Raw genomic sequence first — 20,428 nt, 5'->3', positions numbered from 1 at the left:
TGCCGAAAGAACCGCCATGACCGATGCTGTCGCCCCGATTGTTCCCATGCGTACCCGCGCCCTGTGGTTGGGCCTGCTGTGCGCGTTCGCCGCCGTGCCGGCGCTGGCCCAGGCTCCGGCTCCGGCCGCCGCCTCCGCCGCCGCGCAGGATTCCTCGATCGTGCTGGTCGGCAAGGACGGCTGGTTGTTCCCGGCCTGGGGCAGCCTGACCGAGGTCGATGGCGCGGCGATCGAACGCAACACCGCGTTGATCGCCGAAGCCCGTACCGCGCTGGCCGCGGCCGGCGTCGAGCTGGACGTGCTGGTGTTGCCGGACAAGGCGCTGTTCTACGAGGACAAGCTGCCCGACGGCAGGCGCATGAGCGATGCGGTGCGCGGGCGCTATGCGCTGATCCACGATGGCCTGGGCAAGGCGCAGGTGCCGGCGGTGGATGCGCTGCAGGTGCTGCGCCAGGTCAAGCAGGGCGGGCAGGAGGTGTTCTACCGCAGCGACCAGCACTGGACCCAGCCGGCGGCCGACGCGGTGGCGGTGGCGGTGGCCGCGCAGGTGCGCCAGCGGGTGCCGCGGCTGCACGGCCAGGACGGCACCGGCATGGCCCTGGGTAGCGAGATCACCGAGCGCCGCTTCGGCGATCTGGCCGAACTGTTCCTGACCGATGCGCAGCGCAAGGCGATCGGCCGCGACACCTTCACCGTGCGCCGCCAGTCCGAGCAGCAGGCGCTGCTGGACGACGCGCCTGCGCCGCTGCATGTCACCGGGCACAGCATGGTGCAGCCGTACTTCGGCTTCCCGCAGAAACTGTCCAACCTGCTCGATCGCCCGGTCTCGGTGAACTGGAAGCCCGGCAACGTCGGTCCCTGGGCGATGCTGCTGGAATACCTGGAATCGCCCGAGTTCCAGAAGGCCAGGCCGCAGGTGCTGGTGTGGCAGATGTTCGAGCCGTCCTATGCGCAGGGCCCGGATGCGCGCGGGCAGTGGGACAACGCCTCGATCATGAGTGCGCCGCAGTGGCAGGCGCGCCTGCACAAGGCCGTGGGAAAGTAGCCGATGCCTGCACGTCCCGGCGCGCCTGCGCCCCTGCCTGCGGCGGCCCCAGCGCGTGCGCATGTGACCACCGCTGCGGTGGTGATGATGCTGCTGGTCGCCGGGCTGCTGTCCGGTGGCTGGATGCTGGGCCGCGCGCCGCTACCGGCGGCGGCGCTGGCGCCGGCGCGCTGGAGCGATGGCGAGGCCGGCCGTGCGATCGATGCGGCGTTGCAGTTGCCGCTGCAGGCGCGCGCCGACCTAGTCGGCGCGGCGTTGCGCTATAGGTTGCTCGGCGATGCGGGGCCGCAGGTCGCGCTGGGCTGCCCGGGCTGGTTGTTCTACCGCGATGGCCTGCGTCCGCCGGCGGCGGCCGGCGAAGCGGTGTTCGCGCAGCGCGTGCGGCTGATGCGGCATTGGTCGCGGCAGTTGCAGGCGCAGGGCGTGCAGTTGCTGGTGGTGGTGGTGCCGGACAAATCGCGGATCGAGCAGGCGCACACTTGCGGCCTGCGCCACTCGGCGCCGATGCGCGCGCGGCTGGGGCAATGGCAACAGGCGCTGGCCGCCGCGGGCGTGGCATCGACCGACCTGCTGCCGGTGCTGCAGGCCGGCGACGCGCCGGTGTTCTTCCGCACCGATGTGCACATGAACCGGATCGGCGCGCAGCGCGCGGCCGATGCGGTAGCCACCTCCGCGCTGCCGCTGCTCGGCGGGCGCGGCGGGCAGGCCTTCGCGGTCGCTGCGCCCGGTGCGCCGACGCCGCGGATGGGCGACCTAATCGTGCTGGCCGGCCTGGAGCACGCGCCGCCGGCCTGGCGTCCGGCGCTGGATCGCGAACCGGAGCAGAGCATCGCACCGCTGCGCGGCGGTGGCCTGCTCGACGACACGCCACCGGTGGAGGTGCTGCTGTTGGGCAGCTCCAACGGGCGCCGCAGCCTGTTCGGCGAGCGCCTGGGCAATGCCCTGGGCCGCGAAGTGTGGAACCAGAGCCTGGACGGCGGCCAGTTTTCCGGCGCGCTGCTGGCGGTCTGGCCGCAGCGCGCGCAATGGCCGCCGAGCCTGAAGCTGGTGATCTGGGAATTCTCCGAAATGGCCCTGTCCTTGCCGCTGACCGATGGCGAGCAGGCGGCATTGGCCGGGATCGACTGAGCGCCGACCGACGATGCTGTTCAACTCCTTCCTGTTCCTGCTGCTGTTCCTGCCGATCGCGCTGGGCGTGCACTACCTGCTCGGTGCGCTGCAGCCGCGCCTGGCCGCGCTGTGGCTGTGCGTGGCCTCGATCGTGTTCTACGGCTGGTGGAACCCGCAGTTCGTGGTGCTGCTGCTCGGCTCGATCGCGTTCAACTACCTGGTCAGCCTGAGCGTGCTGGCGCTGGCCAGGCGGCCGCGGTTGCAACTGCTGGTCCTCGCGCTAGGCGTGGCCGCCGACTTTGCGCTGCTGGTGCACTACAAGTACGTCGCGGCGATGGTCACCTTCGTGCACGGCCTGGGCGTGGACATCGGCCCGATGGATGCCTTGATCCTGCCGCTGGGCATTTCCTTCTTCACCTTCACCCAGATCGGCTACCTGCTCGACTGCCGCGCCGGCCTGGTCAACGATCGCAGCCCGCTCAGCTACGTGTTGTTCGTGACCTTCTTCCCGCACCTGATCGCCGGCCCCATCCTCCACCACAAGGAAATGATGCCGCAGTTCAGCAGGCGCGAGACCTACCGCTTCCACGCCGACAACCTGTCGGTCGGCGGCATGCTGTTCGTGATCGGCCTGGCCAAGAAGGTGCTGCTGGCCGACAGCATCGCGCCGTACGCCGATGCCGGTTTCGCCAGCACCCGCGAGCTGCAGTTGTGGGGCGCCTGGGCCACCGCGCTGAGCTACGCGCTGCAGCTGTACTTCGATTTCTCCGGTTACTCGGACATGGCGCTGGGGCTGGCGCGGATGTTCGGCATCCGCTTCCCGCTCAACTTCAACTCGCCGTACAAGGCGACCAGCGTGATCGAGTTCTGGTCGCGCTGGCACATGACCCTGACCCGCTACATCACCGCCTACCTGTACTACCCGGTGGCGATGGCGGTGACCCGCTGGCGCAGCCGCCACGGGCGCGCCAGCGGCCCGGCCGCGGTGGCGTCGACGGGCGGCTTCGCGTCGTTGATCGTGCTGCCCACGGTGTGGGCGATGGGCCTGGCCGGGATCTGGCACGGCGCCGGCCTGCAGTTCCTGATCTTCGGCCTGCTGCATGCCGCCTACCTGGCGATCAACCATGCCTGGCGCATCTTCGTCGTCGGCCGCAAACCGGCGGCGCTGCGCACGCCCAGGCCGCTGCAGCATGCCGGCTATCTGGCGCTGACCTTCGCCGCGGTGCTGGTGGCGCAGGCCTTCTTCCGCGCCGACGGGGTGGGCGATGCCTGGCGATTGGTGCAGGGCATGGCCGGCCTGCGCGGCATGGAAAGCCTGCACGGGCTCGGCCTTGTCGCCGGCCTGGGCGTGGGCGATGCCTGGCGCCTGCTGATCGGCCACCATCTGCAGGCGCTCTACGTCGCGGCGTTGCTGGCGATCGTGTGGCTGGCGCCGAATGCGCACCAGATCATGGGCGTGTACTCGCCCGCGCTGGCCAAGCCGAGCCCGGCGCCGCGCGCGTGGATGCGCTGGCAGCCGAACCTGCCGTGGTTGCTGGCGATGCTGGCGCTGCTCGCGCTGTGCCTGTCGAGCCTGCACAAGGCATCGCGTTTCCTCTATTTCCAGTTCTGACAAGGTGAACCCCATGGATATGCAGACCCTCCAGACCCAACTCGGCGACATCGTCGAGAGCGTGATCGGTACCCGCGTGCAGCCCGACGAATACATGGAATCGCTGTTCGATTCGATGTCCAAGGTGCAGCTGATGGTCGAGGTCAAGGACCGCCTCGGCGTGACCCTGCCGATCGACGAGATCGACACGCTGGTCGAATCGGTGCAGGTGCTGGCCGAGTACGTGGCCGCGCACCGGCGTTGAGCGCGGACCGCGCAAGGAGTCGCACGCATGCGCTTTGATTTCGACCGCTGCCGCTTCGTCGAGCGCGACCATGCCGCGCAGGCGCCGGCGTTGCACGCTGCCGACGGCGTGCTGGACTGGGCCGGGTTGGAACTGGCCACGCAGGACTGGATCGCCCGCGCCCAGCGCGCCGGCGTGCGGCCGGGCCATGCGCTGGTGATCTGGGGCCACAAGCAGGCCGCCTTCGTAGTGGCCATGCTCGGCTGCCTGCAGCTGGGCGTGACCTATGTGCCGGTGGATACGATCAATCCGCCGGCGCGGCTGCAGCGCATCGTCGCGCTGGTGCATGCCGCCGCGGTCTACGACGCCGCCACCGATGCGTTCGGTCCCGGTGCCGACGCCGCGCGCGCGCTGGCGGTGCCGGACCTGGCCTACATCATGTTCACCTCCGGCAGCACCGGCGATCCCAAGGGCGTGCAGATCGGCCGCGACAGCGTGGCCCTGTTCGCCGGCTGGATTCGCGACTGTCTGGCGCTGGGCTCGGCGCCGGCGTTCCTCAACCAGATGCTGTTCAACTTCGATTTCTCGCTGTTCGACCTGTGCGGCGCGCTCGGCCTGGGCGGGTGCTGCGTGCTGTGCCCGCGCGAGGTGATCGCCGACAGCGAACGTTTCGTCGATCGCCTGCGCCAGTCCGAGGTGGCGGTGTGGGCATCCACGCCGTCGTTCGTGCGCCAGCAACTGCTCAACCCGCGCTTCGCTGCCGAACACCTGCCCGCGTTGCGGGTGTTCGTGTTCGGCGCCGAGTCGCTGACCCCACGCGTGGCCGAAGAGCTGTGGGCGCGCTTCCCGCAGGCGCGCATCGTCAACTCCTACGGCCCGACCGAAGCGACCTGTTCCACCACCTGGGTGGAGATCGATCCGGCACTGCGCGCGGCCGCGCCCAACCCGTTCCCGATCGGCGTGGCCAAGCCCTATGCCGAGGTGTTCCTCGACGCCGGCGAGATCTGCATGGCCGGCGACCACGTGATGCGCGGCTATCTGGATCGTCCCGACCTCGACCAGGGCGTGCTGTTCGACCATCACGGCAAACGCGCCTACCGCAGCGGCGACCTGGGCGATGTCGATGCGCAGGGCCGGCTCTACTTCCGCGGCCGCAGGGACGACCAGATCAAGCTCAACGGCTACCGCATCGAACTGGCGGAAGTGGATGCGGCGCTGTCGACCCTGGACGGCGTGGTCGCCGGTGCCGCGGTGGTGCTGCGCCGGCCCGATGGCAGCCTGGTGCGGATGATCGGCTTCGTCGAACTGACCGTAGCGGGCGCCGGTGCGGTACAGCCGCTGCCGGACGCGCTGCAGGACTGGAAGCAGCAACTCGGCCGCCGCGTGCCGGCCTACATGATTCCCTCCGAACTGATCGCCGTGGACGCATTGCCGACCGGCAACAGCGACAAGGTCGATCGCAAACAACTGGAGCAGCGCTATGCCATGGCGCGCACGCTCCGCAGCCAGGAAACGCCACGATGAAATTGATGCTCGCATTGCTCGCCGCTACCGCGCTCGCGCCACTGGCCGCCAACGCCCAACAGGGCGCCGCGGAAGGCCGCCTCGCGCAGCTGTACGCCGCGCGCCCGCCGGCCGGCTCGGCGTTCGTGCGCGTGCTCAACCCGGGCAACGCCGCGCTCGAGGTCGGCATCGGCAACGGCGCCGCACAGCGCATCGGCCCGGCCACCCGCGCCACCCGCTACGCCATCATCGAAGGCGGCAAGCCGTTCGCGCTGCGCGTGGCCGGCAAGACCCGCGAGCAGGCGCAGGTCGCCGCCGGCAGTTTCACCACACTGGTGCTGGATGCGGCCACGCCGTCGCGGCCGCTGGCGGTGCTGGCCGATGGCGGCGGCAGCAGCGATGCGCTCAAGGCCGAGATCCGCTTCTACAACCTGGCCAGCGACTGCGGCCAGGCGCGGCTGGCGATCGCCGACAACGGCGCGGTGGTGTTCCCGGCCGTCGCCGCGGGCGCCAGCGGCGCGCGTGCGATCAACCCGGTCAAGGCGCGCCTGGTGGCCGCGTGCGGCAGCAAGGACAGCGCGCCGTTGGCGCTGCCGTCGCTGCAGCCCGGCGACCACTACAGCCTGTTCCTGAGCGGCAGCGGCAATGCGCCGGTGCTGCAGGGCCAGCTCAGCGGCACCGATCCGGTCGGCCGCTGAGCCATGCGCGAGCGCCCCGTGTTCCGCGAAGACCACACGCTGTTCCGCGCCCAGGTGCGGCGTTTCATCGACAGCCAGATCGCCCCGCACTACGCGCAGTGGGAGCGCGACGGCATCACCCCGCGCGCGCTGTGGCGTGCGGCCGGCGCGGCCGGCCTGCTCAACTGCCAGTTGCCCGAACCCTACGGCCTGGGCGGCGACGCCGGGCATGCCGCCTGCGTGATCGAGGAACTGGCGCGGGCCAATTTCCTCGGCATCGGCTTCTCGATCCATTCGGACATGGTCGCGCCGTACCTGATGCAGTACGGCAGCGACACGGTGCGCGACGCGTGGTTGCCGAAGATGGCGCGCGGCGAGGCGATCGGCGCGATCGCGATGACCGAACCCGGCGCCGGCAGCGACCTCAAGGCGATCCGCACCCGCGCCGTGCGCCAGGGCGAGCACTACCTGCTCAACGGCCAGAAGACCTGGATCACCAACGGCAGCAACGCCGACGTGGCGGTGGTGGTGGCGACCGTGGCGCCGGAACTGGGCGCGCGCGGCTTGAGCCTGTTCTGCGTCGAGACCGCGCTGCCCGGCGTCACCCGCGGCGCGCCGATGGCCAAGATCGGCCAGCACGCGCAGGACACCAGCGAGCTGTTCTTCCAGGACGTGGCGGTGCCGGTCTCGCACCTGCTCGGCGAGGAACAGCGCGGCTTCGACTACCTCGGCGAACAACTGGCCGCCGAACGCCTGGCGATCGCGCTGCGCGCCGCGGCCTCGGCCGAGGGCATGCTCGAAGAAACCCTGGCCTACGTGCGCCAGCGCAAGGCGTTCGGCCGCCACCTGATCGACCACCAGAACACCCGTTTCGTGCTCGCCGACGCGGCGTCGCGGCTGGCGATGCTGCGCAGTTTCCTCGACCAGTGCCTGGACGCGCACATGCAGGGCGGGCTGCAGGCGACCACCGCGGCGATGGCCAAGCTCAACGCCACCGAGATCCAGGGCCAGGTGCTGGACGCGCTGCTGCAGCTGCACGGCGGCTACGGCTACAGCAGCGAATACGGCATCGGCCGCGCCTGGGCCGACGCGCGTGCGCTGCGCATCTTCGGCGGCACCAGCGAGATCCTGCGCGACATCATCGGCCGCGCCCTGTAGCGGGCGCGCGCCGGGCGGCTACTGGCGCCCGGCGCGCCACTGCCGGCGCAGCGCCTGCGCGCGCGGCGAGTCCTGCGACAGCCACGGGTCCAGCGCGAACGCGAAGATGCCGGCGGCGCCGCTGCGCTGCGCCCAGTCCAGCTGTTTCTGGATGCGTGCGGCATCGGCGGTCTGCGCCTGGAAGTGGCTGCCGTCGGCGGCCGAGCTGGGCAATTCCTCGAACAGCTCGACCACCACGTCGAAGGCGACCTGGCGCGCGCGCAGCGCCGCCAGCAGCGGATTCACCCCGTCCAGGTTGTCCAGCCCGGCGACGCCGACGCCGTCCTGCACCATCGGCCGCAGCGGCACCTGGTCGAGGATGCGATTCCACAGTTGCGGCAGCGAGCCGCTGGTCTGCAGCCGGCTGAAATACGTGGAGATCGCGCTGACCTTCTCGGTGCCGGCGCTGGCCGCAGCGCACAGCGCGGCCAGCCAACTGCACAGGCGCTGCTGCCGCGCGTCCTGCGCCCAGTGGAATTGCTCCAGTTCGTACGGCAGGTACCAGCCGTCGAAGTTGGCCTGCCTGCTCCACGGCGCGGCCTGCAGATAGGCGCGCGCGTGGTCCAGGGTCAGCGCCAGGAACGCATCCAGCGTGGTCAGGTCCGGCGCCTGCAGTGCCTTCCACCAACCGCTGTGATACGGCAGGCCGACCCGCACCTGCAGGCCGGCGGCGGCGGCGGTGGAGAAGATCAGCTGCAGCGTGCTGTCCGGCAGGGTCCAGTCCGCATCGCCGCCGCCGCCGTACAGTCCGGCCCACTGCACCACGATCTGCCGGCAGCCCAGGCGCTGGGCGAGCGCCATGTGCTGTTGCCAGTCCTGCGCGCCCAGCTGCAGGTGGCTGCGCCACGGCTGGATGAAGCTGCCGTCGAACCGCGGCGGCTTCGCACAGCCCGGCAGCATGCCCACTGCGCACGCAGCGGGAACCAGTACGGCCAGACGCAGCAGGTCGCGCCGGCTGGGCGAGAAGGAAGCGGATCCAAAGCGATCGTTGTGCATTGCTTGCGCGCGGCGGAGTCCAGGTCGTTGTTCTACAGCATCGCCACGAAAGAGCGCGTCGCATCGTCTCCGCGATGCGGCGCGGCGGCCGTTGCAAAAGCGCCGCTGCAGATGGATTTCGCGGTGGCGCGCGGCGCAGGCTTTGAGTCCTGTTCGATGAGGCGCCAGGCACGTCGGCCAGGAAAGGCCGCCAGGTGGCGGCCGACACCACCGGCAGCCGCCGCTGCAAAGCACTTGCGAATGGCCGGCCGGGTGCACTGCAGGAGGGGCTTCAGCCCCGACCGCATCCGCCGCCGGGACTACCCTCGGTGACGCTGACGCGATCAGGCTGCAAGCGCGCGCCAGTCGGCGGATAATCGGTGCGGCACTCGGGCACAGGAGCAGGGCATGATCCGCGACATCATCCGCATGGGCGACCAGCGCCTGCTGCGCATCGCGCAGCCGGTCGACAATTTCGGCAGCGCGGAGCTGCACGCGTTGGTGGCCGACATGTTCGAGACCATGGACGCCGCGCGCGGCGTCGGCTTGGCCGCGCCGCAGATCGCGGTGGATCTGCAGCTGATGGTGTTCGGCTTCGACAGCAATGCGCGCTATCCCGATGCGCCGGCGGTGCCGCGCACCGCGCTGGCCAACGTGCAGATCGAGCCGCTGTCCGACGAACTGGAAGACGGCTGGGAAGGCTGCCTGTCCATTCCCGGGCTGCGCGCGGTGATTCCGCGCTACCGGCAGATCCGCTATCGCGGCCGGGACCCGGACGGCAACGCGGTGGTGTGCGAGGCCGAAGGCTTCCATGCGCGGGTGGTGCAGCACGAGCACGACCACCTGATCGGCCGGCTGTATCCGTCGCGGATCCGCGACTTCGGCAAGTTCGGCTTCGAGGACGTGCTGTCCTACGAGCTGTAGCGCTTTGGCCGGGGCTTCGCCCCTGTAGAAGCGGCTTCAGCCGCGACATGTCCTTGCCGAAGGTGCCGGTCGCGGCTGAAGCCGCTCCTGCAGGTCAAGGCGGCCGAGAGAATCCCAGCGCCGAAATGCACACGGCCCGCTGTCAGGCGGGCCGTGGCAAGAAACACTCGCTTACTCCGCGCCCGCTTACTTCAGCGCCTTGAAACGCAGCCGCTTCGGACCGGCGTCGTCGCCCATGCGCCGCCGCTTGTCGATCTCGTACTCGCGGTAGTTGCCCTGGAAGAACTCCACGTGCGAGTTGCCTTCGAACGCCAGGATGTGGGTCGCGATGCGATCCAGGAACCAGCGGTCATGCGAAATCACGAAGGTGTTGCCGGGGAACTCCAGCAGCGCGTCTTCCAGTGCGCGCAGCGTCTCGATGTCCAGGTCGTTGGACGGTTCGTCGAGCAGCAGCACGTTGCCGCCCTGCAGCAGGGTCTTGGCCATGTGCAGGCGGCCGCGTTCGCCGCCGGACAGGCTGCCGACCAGCTTCTGCTGGTCCTGGCCCTTGAAGTTGAAGCGGCCCAGGTAGGCGCGCGACTGGATCTCCACGCCGTTGATGTTGAGGATGTCCAGGCCGCCGGAGACTTCCTGGAACACGTTGTGGTTGCCTTCCAGCTTGTCGCGGCTCTGGTCCACGTAGGCCAGCTTCACCGTCGGCCCGAGCACCATCTCGCCCGAGTCCGGTTTTTCCATGCCGATGATCATCTTGAACAGCGTCGACTTGCCGGCGCCGTTGGGGCCGATGATGCCGACGATGGCGCCGGACGGCACCAGGAAGCTGAGGTCGTCGATCAGCAGGCGGTCGCCGAACTTCTTGGTGACGTGCTTGAACTCGAGCACCGCGTTGCCCAGGCGCTCGCCCGGCGGAATGAAGATCTCGTTGGTCTCGTTGCGGCGCTGGTAATCGACCGACTGCAGTTCTTCCAGCCGTGCCAGACGCGCCTTGCCCTTGGTGCGGCCGCCCTTGGCGTTCTGCCGCGACCACTCCAGTTCCTTCTGGATCGCTTTCTGTCGCGACTTCTCCTGATTGTCTTCCTGCTTCAGGCGCTCTTCCTTCTGCATCAGCCAGTCGGTGTAGTTGCCCTTCCACGGAATGCCGCGGCCGCGGTCCAGTTCCAGGATCCACTCGGCGGCGTTGTCGAGGAAGTAGCGATCGTGGGTCACCGCCACCACGGTGCCGGTGTAGCGCGCCAGGAACTGCTCCAGCCATTCGACGGACTCGGCGTCCAAGTGGTTGGTCGGTTCGTCGAGCAGCAGCATGTCCGGCTTCTGCAGCAGCAGCCGGCACAGCGCCACGCGGCGCTTCTCGCCGCCCGACAGCGGGCCGATCACCGCGTCCCACGGCGGCAGGCGCAGCGCGTCGGCGGCGATCTCCAGCTGCTGCTCGACCATGTGCGCATCGCCGGCGGCGAGGATCGCCTCCAGCCGCTGCTGCTCGGCAGCGAGCTTGTCGAAGTCGGCGCCTTCCTCGGCATAGGCCTCGTAGATCTTGTCCAGCGCGGCCTGCGCCTGCAGCACTTCGCCGACGCCTTCCTCGACCGCTTCGCGCACGGTCTTGGCCGGGTCCAGCTCCGGCTCCTGCGCCAGGTAGCCGACCTTGATGCCCGGCTGCGGGCGTGCTTCGCCGCTGAAATCGGTGTCCACGCCGGCCATGATCTTCAGCACGGTGGACTTGCCGGCGCCGTTGAGGCCGAGCAGGCCGATCTTGGCGCCCGGGAAGAACGACAGCGAGATGTCCTTGATGATCTGGCGCTTCGGCGGCACCGTCTTGCTGACGCCGTTCATGGTGTAGATGTATTGCGACATGGGGTCTCCGGAAGGCGCAGGACGCCCGCCGGCCGGGGCCGGAAGGCGCGAAATGGATGCCCGCGATTATAGCGGCACCGGCGTAGGCACGTCGGCTGCCGGCCTGCCTGCGCCGCGTACCGACGCGGTGCCGGGAGCGGCTGGGTTCAGGTCGCCGCGGCGGGCGCCAGGCGCCGCTGGCGCTGCCGGTAGACCAGCGTGCAGGCCACCAGCAGCAGCATCGCCAGCCACTCGCTGACCAATGCCGCCTGCATCGCCGCCAGGCTGCCGCCGCCGCGCGCATGCGCGTAGACCGCACCCAGCGCCGCCGGGCCCAGGCCCATCGCCGCCTGCAGCACGGTGGAAAGCATGGCGCTGCCCGCACCGGCATGCTCGGTCGGTACCTGCGACAGGCCGATGCGGTAGAAGCAGGCCACGATCCACGCCTGTCCGGCACCGATCAGCGCCGTCGCCGGCGCCAGCGCGAGCCAGCCGGGATGCGGCCACACCGCGCGCAAGGTCCACGCCAGCGCGAGCAGGCCCAGCATCTGCACCGTGCAGCCCAGCAGCAGCGTCGGCAGCAGCCCGAACCGGGCCACCGCGCGCGCGCTGAGCAACGCCGAACAGAAGTACGCCGCGCCGAGCACGATGAAGGCATTGCCCGACTGCAGCGGCGACAGCCCGGCGCCGGACTGCAGGGTCAGCGCCAGCACGAACATGAAGCCGCTCCAGCAGGCGAAGAACAGCGCGCCCAGCAGCAACGCGAAGCGCACGCTGGGCAGGCGCAGCAGCGCCGGCGGCAGCAGCGGCACGCGGCCGCGGCGTTCCTGCCAGGCTTCGGTGCGGGCCAGCGCCGCCAGCAAGGGCACGGTGGCGGCCAGCACCGCCAGGCACGGCGCCGACCAATGCAGCGTGGGGCCGAGCGCCAGCGGCAGCAGCAGGCAGGCCAGGAACAGCCCCAGCAACCCGGCACCGGCCAGGTCGGGCGGCATCCGCCGCGCCGCGCGCGTCTCCGGCACCGCGCGCAGGCCCGCCAGCGCCAGCACGCAGAACGGCAGGTTGATCAGGAAGATGGCGCGCCAGCCGGAACCGGCGATGTCGGCAGTGACCAGGGTGCCGCCCAGCACCTGGCCGATGACGAAGGCGATCCCGCCCAGCGAGCCGTACAGCGCCAGCGCCCGCGCATGCGCCGTGCCGCGCAGGCTGACGTGGATGGTGGCGAGGATCTGCGGCACCGCCAGCGCTGCGCCCAGGCCCTGCAGCACGCGACCGGCGAGCAGGGCGGCCACCGATCCGGCCAGCCCGCACAGCAGCGAGGCCACCGCGAACAGCAGCACGCCGGCGGCGAACACCCGACGCCGGCCCAGGTTATCGCCCAGCCGCCCGCCCGCGGCCAGGCCCACCGCGAAGGCCACGCCGTACACCGCCACGATCAGTTCCAGCGCCGTCGCCGAGGCATGCAGCGTGTGGGCGATCGAGCCGAGGGCGACGTTGATGATGGAAAAGTCGATCAGCGGCAGCATCTGCCCGAGCAGCAGGATCGCCAGGCCCCAGGCGCCCAGCCTCGGCGGCGAGGCGCTCGGGCAGGCGCACGCCGGCGGCTGCCGGTCGAGGCGGTCGAGGGAATGGGGCGCGGCGGCGGGAGCGGAGGAGGTGGTCATGGCGTGCAGTATCCGGACCGCTTAAACTGGTACAAGTAGTTATTTATCCTGGTACTGGCGCTTCCTGCCTGCGATTGGGATCGCTGCGGTGGAGCAGGGAGAACGGCAAATGACGGGTGATCGGGTGGATCCCATGACCGACGCGGCGGGCGGCGCTGCCGCTGCCATGCACGGCCCCGCGCTGGCGGTCGAACGTGCGCGCGCGCTCGGCGCCTTCCTGCGGGCGCGCCGGGAGAGCCTGGATCCGGCGCGGCTGGGCCTGCCGCGTGCCGGCAGGCGCCGCACGCCGGGCCTGCGCCGCGAGGAGGTGGCCGCGCTCGCCGACGTCGGCGTCACCTGGTACACCTGGCTCGAACAGGGGCGGCCGGTGCGCGCCTCCGCACGCGTGCTGACCGCCATCGCCGGCGCCCTGCAGTGCTCGGAGGTGGAAACCGGCCACGTGCTGGCGCTTGCCGGATTGGGCGATGTGGCGCCCCGGTTGCAGCCGCCGTGCGAGCGATTGACCGACACCGGGCGCATGCTGCTCGATCAGCTCGGCCCCTGGCCGGCGATGCTGCAGAGTCCGCGCTTCGACATCCTCGGCGCCAATCCGGCCTTCGAGCGGCTGATGGGAGTGACCCTGGCGGAGCTGCCGGAAGCCGACCGCAACTGCGTCTACCAGGCGTTCACCAACCCGCACTGGCGCGCGCGCCTGGCCGATCGGGACAACGCGCTGCAGCACATGGTGGCGCTGTTGCACGCCGCGATGGGCGAGCACCTGGGCGAACCGGCCTGGGAGCGCCTGCTGGCGCGCTACCGCGCCGCCTCGCCCGAGTTCGATGGCCTGTGGCAGCAGCGGCGCGAGGTGCGCGGGGTGGAAAACCAGCTCAAGCGCTTCCACCACCCGCAGGCGGGCGAACTGCAGCTGCAGCAGGTCAACTGGTGGTCGGCGCCGCGCAACGGCAATCGGCTGGTGGTGTACCTGCCTGCCGACGAGGCGGCGCGGGTCGCGCTGCTGCAACTGCATGCGCAGCCGGCCGAGGTTGCCGCTCCGGCCCACCGCCACTGAGCGCAGGTGCGCAGGCCGGAGCCAGGGCGCCGGTCAGCGCAGATGGCGGCATGCGTGCCGGGTTGCGGCGGACAGGCCTGCGCCGGTGTCGCCGATCACGTCGAAACGCCGCCGTGGACAGGAAAAAGAGGGCCGAAACGTAATGCGCGCTTACCCGTTTCGGGAAAGCTGAATACGTAACCGGTTCCAGCAGGAAGCGGTTCAGACGACAAGCGCATTAATGCAGTCGTGACACCAAAAGTGACGGAGCAGCCATGAACATCAAACGCATTGCCACCCTTGCCCTTTCGTCCCTGCTGGCGCTGGGTTTCATGGCGCCCGCGGCGTTCGCCCGCGACGGTTGGGACAACCGCGATCCGCGCGGCTGGCACGACCGCGATCACGACCGGCGCGACCGCGACTACGACCGGCACGACCATGATCGCGACCGCTACTGGCGCGAACGCGAACGCCACGACGACCGCCGCTACTACAGCCAGGGCTATCGCGACGGCTACCGCGGCCGTCCGGACGTCGTCTACTACCGTCCGGGCCCGCCGCCGTGGGCGCGCGGCCAGCGCTACTACGGTCCCAACTACGTGGTCTACGACTACGACCGCTACCAGGTGCGGCGCCCGCCGTACGGCTACCGCTGGGTGCGCGACGACCGCGGCAACCTGCTGATGGTCGCCATCGCCAGCGGCATCATCGCCGACCTGGTGCTCAACGGCCGCTGATCCGGGCCGCACGGCACGCCACGACGGCCTCCTTCGGGAGGCCGTCGTCGTTTTGGTTCGCCGCCGGCCCTGCGCGGGGCTTAAACTAGCGGTCTGCCTTTTGTCCATGCCCCCTGGAGACCCGATGTTCCCGCGTGCCGCCCGCATCGAAACCTACGATCCCGAACTGGCCCAGGCCATCGCCGCCGAAGCCGGCCGCCAGGAAGACCATGTCGAGCTGATCGCCAGCGAGAACTACTGCAGCCCGCTGGTGATGGAAGCCCAGGGCAGCCAGCTGACCAACAAGTACGCCGAGGGCTACCCGGGCAAGCGCTACTACGGCGGCTGCGAATTCGTCGACATCGCCGAGCAGTTGGCGATCGATCGGGTCAAGCAGCTGTTCGGTGCCGACTATGCGAACGTGCAGCCGCATTCGGGTTCGCAGGCCAACCAGGCGGTGTACCTGGCGCTGCTGCAGCCGGGGGACACCATCCTGGGCATGTCGCTGGCCCACGGCGGCCACCTGACCCACGGCGCCAAGGTCAACGTCTCCGGCAAGCTGTTCAACGCGGTGCAGTACGGCGTAAACGAGCAGGGCCTGATCGATTACGACGAAGTCGAGCGGCTGGCGCTGGAGCACAAGCCGAAGATGGTCGTGGCCGGCTTCTCCGCGTATTCGCAGAAGATCGACTGGGCGCGCTTCCGCGCCATCGCCGACCAGGTCGGCGCGGTGCTGTTCGTGGACATGGCGCACGTGGCCGGCCTGGTCGCCGCCGGCGTCTACCCGAGCCCGCTGGAGCACGCGCACGTGGTCACCTCGACCACCCACAAGACCCTGCGCGGCCCGCGTGGCGGCATCATCCTGGCCAAGGGCGCGAGCGAGGACCTGGTCAAGAAGCTGCAGTCGATCGTGTTCCCGGGCATCCAGGGCGGTCCGCTGATGCACGTGATCGCGGCCAAGGCGGTGGCGTTCAAGGAAGCGCTGGAGCCGGAGTTCAAGACCTACCAGCAGCAGGTGGTGAAGAACGCGCAGGCGATGGCCAAGACCCTGATCGCGCGCGGCTACAAGATCGTCTCCGGCGGCACCGAGAACCACCTGATGCTGGTGGACATGATCGGCAAGGACGTGTCCGGCAAGGACGCGGAAGCGGCGCTGGGCAAGGCCCACATCACCGTCAACAAGAACGCGGTGCCCAACGACCCGCGCTCGCCGTTCGTGACCTCGGGCCTGCGCCTGGGCACCCCGGCCATCACCACCCGCGGCTACCTGGAGCAGGACAGCATCGACCTGGCAAACTGGATCGCCGACGTGCTCGACGCCCCGGCCGACGACGCCGTCATCGCCCGCGTGCGCGACGCGGTGACCGCGCAGTGCCGGAAGTATCCGGTGTATGGCTGAGCGGCGGGGATTCGGGATTGGGGATTCGGGATTGGCCAACGGCCATTCCCGTGGACCCGCGCGTTTCCGAATCCCCACTTCCCACTCCCCAATCCCGGCGCTCTGAATGCACTGCCCCTTCTGCCAGCACACCGACACCCGCGTGATCGATTCGCGGGTGTCCGAGGACGGCGCGACGATCCGTCGCCGCCGCGAGTGCGAGGCGTGCGGCGAGCGGTTCAGCACGCTGGAGACGATCGAGCTGAAGCTGCCGACGGTGATCAAGAGCGACGGCGGTCGCGAGGCCTTCGACGCGCGCAAGCTGCGCACCAGCTTCGATCGCGCGCTGCAGAAGCGGCCGGTGGCCGAGGAGCAGATCGAGGCGGCGGTGCGTGCGGTGGTGCACCAGCTGCGCATGTCCGGCGAGCGCGAGTTGCCGTCGATCCGCGTCGGCGAATACGTGATGGCCGAACTGCGCAAGCTCGACCACGTCGGCTACGTGCGCTTCGCCTCGGTGTACCGCAGCTTCCAGGACGTGGCCGATTTCCGCGAGGAGATCGAGAAGCTCGAACGCGAGTTGCCGGTAGGCAGCGAACAGTTGCCGCTGCTGGAGCTGGTCCGCGCTGACAAGCCGGGCGACAAGTCCGGCAAGCGCTGAGGGCGGCATGCGCATCGTCTGCCTGGCCGAGGCGCCGCAGCACATTACGGCGTTGGCCCGCGAACACCTGCAGGCCTTCGGCGAGCTGCTGCCGGAGTGGAACGTGGTCGAGGCCGAGGCCGACCTGCGCAGCCATCGCTGCGATACCCGCATCCCGACCAGTTGGATCGCGCTCGATGGCGACGACTGGCTGGGTTCGGTCAGCCTGCTGCAGAACGACGATGCGCGCATCCGCCAGTTCTCGCCGTGGCTGGCGACGCTGTACGTGCGCCCGCAGGCGCGCAGCGGCGGCGTCGGCGCGCACCTGGTCGCGCATTGCGTGCAGGCCGCAGCGCGGCTGCAGGTGGGGTATCTGTATCTGTATTGCGAAGCGCGGCTGGTGCCCTACTACGAAGGACTGGGCTGGGAGCCGCATGCGCAGCTGCCGCTGGGGCCGCTGCAGGTGACGGTGATGCGCATCGACACCGGCGCGCTGGCGGTACGGGCGCAGACGTCATGAGCGCGGACGTCATGAGTGATTTTTCCGCCGACGATCATCGGCACATGGCGCAGGCGCTGCGCCTGGCCGAGCGCGGCGCCTACACCACGCGTCCCAACCCGATGGTCGGCTGCGTGATCGTGCGCGACGGCGCCGTGGTCGGCGAGGGCTTCCACCAGCGCGCTGGCGGTCCGCATGCGGAGGTGTTCGCGCTGCGCGCCGCCGGCGCGCGCGCGCGCGGCGCCACCGCCTACGTGACCCTGGAGCCGTGCGCGCACTACGGGCGCACCCCGCCGTGCGCGCTGGCGCTGATCGAAGCCGGGGTGACGCGGGTGGTGGCGGCGATGGCCGACCCGTTTCCGCAGGTCAACGGCGGCGGCTTCGCGCTGCTGCGCGAAGCCGGCATCGAGGTTCGTTTCGGGCTGATGGACGCGCAGGCGCGCGCGCTGAATCGCGGCTTCCTGTCGCGGGTGGAACGCGGCCGGCCGTGGCTGCGGGTCAAGCTCGGCGCCAGCCTGGACGGGCGCACCGCGCTGGCCAGCGGCGAATCGAAATGGATCACCGGCGCGGCCGCGCGCCAGGACGTGCAGCATTGGCGCGCGCGCGCCGGTGCGATCCTCACCGGCGCCGGCACCGTGCTGGCCGACGACCCGTCGCTGAGCGTGCGCCTGGACGACGGCGCCGAGGCCGTGCCGCCGTTGCGGGTGGTGCTGGATGCGCAACTGCGCACGCTGCAGCAGGCCAAGGTGCGCGACGCTGCGGCGCCGACCCTGTACCTGCATGCGCTGGGCGTGGCGCCGCCGGCGCTGCCTGGGGTCGAGTTCGCCACGGTCGCATTGCAGTCGGGCCGCTTCGACCTGGACGCGGTGCTGCGTCTGCTCGCCGCGCGCGGCATCAACGAGGTGCAGGTCGAGGCCGGCGCGACCCTGAGCGGCGCGCTGCTGCGCGCCGGCCTGGTCGACGAACTGCTGCTGTACCTGGCGCCGCTGCTACTCGGCGACGCCGCGCGTCCGCTGCTGGCCGGGCTGGGCATCGACACCATGGCGCAGCGCGTGCCGCTGCAGTTGCTGGAGACGCGCCAGATCGGCGACGACCTGCGCCTGCTGCTGCGGCCGGTGGCGGTGGACGCGGGGTAACGGCAACCGCCATCCGCTGCGCCGGCGTGCTGCCGCCACGGCGCACGGTTGCCGCCTTCGCCGCGACGCTACGTCCCATCGGTGGCGCGCCCCGCCGCAGCGGGTGCCAAGCCGCGCCCTGCTAGAATGCGCACGCCGGTTCGCCGGCAACCACAAACGTCTTCAGGGCGGGGTGCGATTCCCCACCGGCGGTAGGTGCGTTCGCGCACGAGCCCGCGAGCGCTTGGGTCGTCGAACCGGCATGCAGTGCGGGTGCGGGAATCCAAGGTCAGCAGATCCGGTCCGATGCCGGAGCCGACGGTATAGTCCGGATGAAAGAAGACGGCCTTCGCGCAGCCTTGCGGCTGTGCGCGTGCCTGTTTGCCTTGTGGCGTTTTTCGCTCACCATTCTTGCGAGAAACGTTTATGTTCACCGGAATCATCGAAGGCGTCGGCCGCCTGGCCGCAAGCCAGCCGCAGGGCGGCGATATCCGCTTCACCTTCTCCACCGGCAACCTGCCGTTCGCCGATGTGCAGCTCGGCGAGAGCATCGCGGTCAACGGCGTGTGCCTGACCGTGGTCGCCTTCGACGCGGCCTCGTTCCAGGCCGATGCGTCCACCGAAACCCTGTCCCTGACCACGCTCGGCGCGCTCGCCGAAGGCGCGGCGCTGAACCTGGAGCGGGCGATGCGCCCGACCGATCGGCTCGGCGGGCATCTGGTCAGCGGCCATGTCGATGGCCTCGGCAGCGTGCTGTCGGTCCACGAGGACGCGCGCGCGCAACGCTGGCGTTTCGCCGCGCCGCCGGCGCTGCTGCGCTACATCGCCAAGAAAGGCTCGATCTGCGTGGACGGGGTCAGCCTGACCGTCAACGACGTGGACGACGCCGGCTTCGAGGTGGCGCTGATCCCGCACACGGTGGCGAACACCGCGTTCGCGCATACCGCGGTCGGCGCGGCGGTGAACCTGGAGATCGACCTGGTCGCGCGCTACGTCGAACGCCTGCTGCACGGCCGCCAGGGCTGACCTGCGCCGCACCCGTCATCTGCCGTGCCGTCGCCGCTGCCCGCGGCGGCGCGCGGCGCCTTCCGTCTTCTGCGAGTCCCTCATGTCGCCATCCACCGCCCCCAGCCTGAACTTCGCCCCCGTCCCCGAGCTGCTGGAGGAAATCCGCGCCGGCCGCATGGTGGTCATCGTCGACGACGAGGACCGCGAGAACGAGGGCGACCTGATCATGGCCGCCGAGCTGGTCAAGCCCTCGGACATCAATTTCATGGTCACCCATGCGCGCGGCCTGGTGTGCCTGTCGCTGACCCGCGAGCGCTGCGCGCAGCTCGGGCTGGCGCCGATGGTCCAGCACAACACCGCGCAGTTCCACACCAACTTCACCGTCAGCATCGAGGCCGCCGAGGGCGTCACCACAGGCATCTCCGCCTATGACCGCGCGCATACCGTGCGCACCGCGGTCAAACCCGATGCCAAGCCGCACGACCTGAGCCAGCCCGGGCACATCTTCCCGCTGATCGCCCAGCCCGGTGGCGTGCTGACTCGCGCCGGCCACACCGAGGCCGCCGGTGACCTGCCGCTGCTGGCCGGGCTGGAGCCGGCCGGGGTGCTGGTGGAAGTGCTCAATCCCGACGGCAGCATGGCGCGGCGCCCGCAGCTGGAGGAATTCGCGCGCCTGCACGGGCTGAAGATGGGCTCGATCGCCGACCTGATCGCCTACCGCCTGGCCACCGAGCACACCGTCGAGCGCATCGACGAGCGCAGCATCGAGACCGAGTTCGGCGGCTTCACCCTGGTCACCTATCGCGACCGCATCGCCCACGACCTGCATTTCGCGCTGGTCCGCGGCGCCCCGGACGCGGACACGCCGACCCTGGTGCGGGTGCAGGTGGAAAACCCGCTGGCCGACCTGCTGCACTGGCGCCGCGATGATTTCGGCGTGGCCGCCAGCGACGCGCTGCGCGCGATCGCCGCCGCCGACAGCGGGGTCATGGTGGTGCTGTCGGCGCCGCGCGACAGCCAGGCGCTGCTGGCGCGGCTGCGCAAGCAGCCGGACGTGGTCGCCAACAGCAAGGACGTGGGGCAGTGGCGGCGCAACGGCGCCGGCAGCCAGATCCTGGCCGACCTGGGCCTGGGCAAGCTGCGCGTGCTGGGCACGCCGCGCCGGCAGGTCGGCCTGGCCGGGTTCGGGCTGGAGGTGGTGGAGCATGTGGAGTTGGAGCCGGGATTGGGGATTCGGGATTCGGGATTCGGAAAAAGCTGACTCGCCTGCGCTGCTGGGTGATCGGCGTCTTAC

General features: G+C 70.3%; 19 protein-coding genes and 1 riboswitch. Of the genes, 16 read left to right on the top strand and 3 right to left on the bottom strand.

Annotated elements, in window-relative coordinates:
- The first annotated feature begins 46 nt into the window (after positions 1-46).
- The 7 genes from HEP74_RS17520 to HEP74_RS17490 are packed head-to-tail and all read left to right on the top strand — an operon-like array spanning position 47 to position 7,328.
- Positions 47-1,045 (top strand): alginate O-acetyltransferase AlgX-related protein, encoded by a 999-nt coding sequence (locus HEP74_RS17520; RefSeq protein ID WP_185813943.1) that lies wholly within the window; start codon positions 47-49, stop codon positions 1,043-1,045.
- 3 nt (positions 1,046-1,048) lie between these two features.
- Positions 1,049-2,173, top strand: coding sequence for an alginate O-acetyltransferase AlgX-related protein (locus tag HEP74_RS17515; RefSeq protein ID WP_255427780.1), 1,125 nt, complete (start codon positions 1,049-1,051; stop codon positions 2,171-2,173).
- Positions 2,174-2,186: 13 nt separating this feature from the next.
- Positions 2,187-3,767: an MBOAT family O-acyltransferase gene (locus HEP74_RS17510; protein WP_185813942.1), complete on the top strand. Its 1,581-nt coding sequence runs from the start codon at positions 2,187-2,189 to the stop codon at positions 3,765-3,767.
- A gap of 13 nt (positions 3,768-3,780) precedes the next feature.
- Complete coding sequence (locus HEP74_RS17505) at positions 3,781-4,011, top strand: acyl carrier protein (protein WP_185813941.1); 231 nt, start codon at positions 3,781-3,783, stop codon at positions 4,009-4,011.
- A 27-nt stretch (positions 4,012-4,038) separates the two neighbouring features.
- Positions 4,039-5,514: an AMP-binding protein gene (locus HEP74_RS17500; protein ID WP_185813940.1), complete on the top strand. Its 1,476-nt coding sequence runs from the start codon at positions 4,039-4,041 to the stop codon at positions 5,512-5,514.
- Positions 5,511-6,191, top strand: coding sequence for an alginate O-acetyltransferase AlgF (locus HEP74_RS17495; protein ID WP_185813939.1), 681 nt, complete (start codon positions 5,511-5,513; stop codon positions 6,189-6,191). Before HEP74_RS17500 ends, HEP74_RS17495 begins: the two co-directional genes overlap by 4 nt.
- Positions 6,192-6,194: 3 nt before the next feature.
- Positions 6,195-7,328, top strand: a complete 1,134-nt coding sequence (locus HEP74_RS17490) for an acyl-CoA dehydrogenase family protein (protein ID WP_185813938.1) — start codon at positions 6,195-6,197, stop codon at positions 7,326-7,328.
- 18 nt (positions 7,329-7,346) lie between these two features.
- Here HEP74_RS17490 and HEP74_RS17485 read toward each other — a convergent pair whose 3' ends face one another.
- Entirely contained in the window at positions 7,347-8,363 is a 1,017-nt protein-coding gene (locus tag HEP74_RS17485) for a DUF4434 domain-containing protein (RefSeq protein WP_185813937.1), read from the bottom strand.
- 387 nt (positions 8,364-8,750) lie between these two features.
- On the opposite strand from HEP74_RS17485, the gene def reads away from it, so the two are divergent.
- Positions 8,751-9,266: a peptide deformylase gene (def, locus tag HEP74_RS17480; RefSeq protein WP_185813936.1), complete on the top strand. Its 516-nt coding sequence runs from the start codon at positions 8,751-8,753 to the stop codon at positions 9,264-9,266.
- A gap of 186 nt (positions 9,267-9,452) precedes the next feature.
- Here the strand turns inward: def and ettA are convergent, their stop codons facing one another.
- Together ettA and HEP74_RS17470 are read right to left on the bottom strand one after the other, a co-directional pair.
- Positions 9,453-11,114: an energy-dependent translational throttle protein EttA gene (ettA, locus tag HEP74_RS17475; protein ID WP_185813935.1), complete on the bottom strand. Its 1,662-nt coding sequence runs from the start codon at positions 11,112-11,114 to the stop codon at positions 9,453-9,455.
- 146 nt (positions 11,115-11,260) lie between these two features.
- Positions 11,261-12,754: an MFS transporter gene (locus HEP74_RS17470; RefSeq protein WP_221893132.1), complete on the bottom strand. Its 1,494-nt coding sequence runs from the start codon at positions 12,752-12,754 to the stop codon at positions 11,261-11,263.
- 133 nt (positions 12,755-12,887) lie between these two features.
- Between HEP74_RS17470 and HEP74_RS17465 the strand changes: the two genes are divergently transcribed.
- From HEP74_RS17465 to ribB, 8 genes are all read left to right on the top strand, one after another.
- A complete protein-coding gene (locus HEP74_RS17465; protein WP_221893131.1) occupies positions 12,888-13,802 on the top strand; it encodes a helix-turn-helix transcriptional regulator in 915 nt (304 codons plus the stop codon).
- Positions 13,803-14,056: 254 nt separating this feature from the next.
- Positions 14,057-14,518 (top strand): RcnB family protein, encoded by a 462-nt coding sequence (locus tag HEP74_RS17460; RefSeq protein ID WP_185813934.1) that lies wholly within the window; start codon positions 14,057-14,059, stop codon positions 14,516-14,518.
- Between the two features lie 124 nt (positions 14,519-14,642).
- On the top strand, positions 14,643-15,896 hold the full coding sequence (gene glyA, locus HEP74_RS17455; RefSeq protein WP_185813933.1) for a serine hydroxymethyltransferase: 1,254 nt from the start codon (positions 14,643-14,645) through the stop codon (positions 15,894-15,896).
- Between the two features lie 106 nt (positions 15,897-16,002).
- The gene (gene nrdR / locus HEP74_RS17450; RefSeq protein WP_009576486.1) at positions 16,003-16,533 is read left to right on the top strand and encodes a transcriptional regulator NrdR; all 531 of its coding nucleotides are present in this window, start codon (positions 16,003-16,005) and stop codon (positions 16,531-16,533) included.
- A 7-nt stretch (positions 16,534-16,540) separates the two neighbouring features.
- On the top strand, positions 16,541-17,032 hold the full coding sequence (locus tag HEP74_RS17445) for a GNAT family N-acetyltransferase (protein WP_185813932.1): 492 nt from the start codon (positions 16,541-16,543) through the stop codon (positions 17,030-17,032).
- Positions 17,029-18,147, top strand: a complete 1,119-nt coding sequence (ribD, locus tag HEP74_RS17440; protein WP_185813931.1) for a bifunctional diaminohydroxyphosphoribosylaminopyrimidine deaminase/5-amino-6-(5-phosphoribosylamino)uracil reductase RibD — start codon at positions 17,029-17,031, stop codon at positions 18,145-18,147. Before HEP74_RS17445 ends, ribD begins: the two co-directional genes overlap by 4 nt.
- A gap of 154 nt (positions 18,148-18,301) precedes the next feature.
- Positions 18,302-18,474, top strand: a riboswitch (FMN riboswitch).
- A 78-nt stretch (positions 18,475-18,552) separates the two neighbouring features.
- Positions 18,553-19,152: a riboflavin synthase gene (locus tag HEP74_RS17435; protein WP_185813930.1), complete on the top strand. Its 600-nt coding sequence runs from the start codon at positions 18,553-18,555 to the stop codon at positions 19,150-19,152.
- Positions 19,153-19,258: 106 nt separating this feature from the next.
- Positions 19,259-20,395 carry a 3,4-dihydroxy-2-butanone-4-phosphate synthase gene (ribB, locus tag HEP74_RS17430; protein WP_185816679.1) on the top strand — a complete coding sequence of 379 codons (1,137 nt, stop codon included), beginning with the start codon at positions 19,259-19,261 and terminating at the stop codon, positions 20,393-20,395.
- Positions 20,396-20,428: the final 33 nt, after the last annotated feature.

It is taken from the genome of Xanthomonas sp. SS, from assembly GCF_014236835.1.
GTDB lineage: Bacteria > Pseudomonadota > Gammaproteobacteria > Xanthomonadales > Xanthomonadaceae > Xanthomonas_A.
Note: the sequence above shows the minus strand (reverse complement) of the source record. Positions and strands in the feature narration are given on the sequence as shown.

Bases quoted from the DNA above. Each gene is read 5' to 3' on its own strand.
- HEP74_RS17520 (WP_185813943.1), top strand. From the start codon at position 47: ATGCGTACCCGCGCCCTGTGGTTGGGCCTGCTGTGCGCGTTCGCCGCC.
- HEP74_RS17515 (WP_255427780.1), top strand. From the start codon at position 1,049: ATGCCTGCACGTCCCGGCGCGCCTGCGCCCCTGCCTGCGGCGGCCCCA.
- HEP74_RS17510 (WP_185813942.1), top strand. From the start codon at position 2,187: ATGCTGTTCAACTCCTTCCTGTTCCTGCTGCTGTTCCTGCCGATCGCG.
- HEP74_RS17505 (WP_185813941.1), top strand. From the start codon at position 3,781: ATGGATATGCAGACCCTCCAGACCCAACTCGGCGACATCGTCGAGAGC.
- HEP74_RS17500 (WP_185813940.1), top strand. From the start codon at position 4,039: ATGCGCTTTGATTTCGACCGCTGCCGCTTCGTCGAGCGCGACCATGCC.
- HEP74_RS17495 (WP_185813939.1), top strand. From the start codon at position 5,511: ATGAAATTGATGCTCGCATTGCTCGCCGCTACCGCGCTCGCGCCACTG.
- HEP74_RS17490 (WP_185813938.1), top strand. From the start codon at position 6,195: ATGCGCGAGCGCCCCGTGTTCCGCGAAGACCACACGCTGTTCCGCGCC.
- HEP74_RS17485 (WP_185813937.1), bottom strand. From the start codon at position 8,363: ATGCACAACGATCGCTTTGGATCCGCTTCCTTCTCGCCCAGCCGGCGC.
- def (WP_185813936.1), top strand. From the start codon at position 8,751: ATGATCCGCGACATCATCCGCATGGGCGACCAGCGCCTGCTGCGCATC.
- ettA (WP_185813935.1), bottom strand. From the start codon at position 11,114: ATGTCGCAATACATCTACACCATGAACGGCGTCAGCAAGACGGTGCCG.
- HEP74_RS17470 (WP_221893132.1), bottom strand. From the start codon at position 12,754: ATGACCACCTCCTCCGCTCCCGCCGCCGCGCCCCATTCCCTCGACCGC.
- HEP74_RS17465 (WP_221893131.1), top strand. From the start codon at position 12,888: ATGACCGACGCGGCGGGCGGCGCTGCCGCTGCCATGCACGGCCCCGCG.
- HEP74_RS17460 (WP_185813934.1), top strand. From the start codon at position 14,057: ATGAACATCAAACGCATTGCCACCCTTGCCCTTTCGTCCCTGCTGGCG.
- glyA (WP_185813933.1), top strand. From the start codon at position 14,643: ATGTTCCCGCGTGCCGCCCGCATCGAAACCTACGATCCCGAACTGGCC.
- nrdR (WP_009576486.1), top strand. From the start codon at position 16,003: ATGCACTGCCCCTTCTGCCAGCACACCGACACCCGCGTGATCGATTCG.
- HEP74_RS17445 (WP_185813932.1), top strand. From the start codon at position 16,541: ATGCGCATCGTCTGCCTGGCCGAGGCGCCGCAGCACATTACGGCGTTG.
- ribD (WP_185813931.1), top strand. From the start codon at position 17,029: ATGAGCGCGGACGTCATGAGTGATTTTTCCGCCGACGATCATCGGCAC.
- HEP74_RS17435 (WP_185813930.1), top strand. From the start codon at position 18,553: ATGTTCACCGGAATCATCGAAGGCGTCGGCCGCCTGGCCGCAAGCCAG.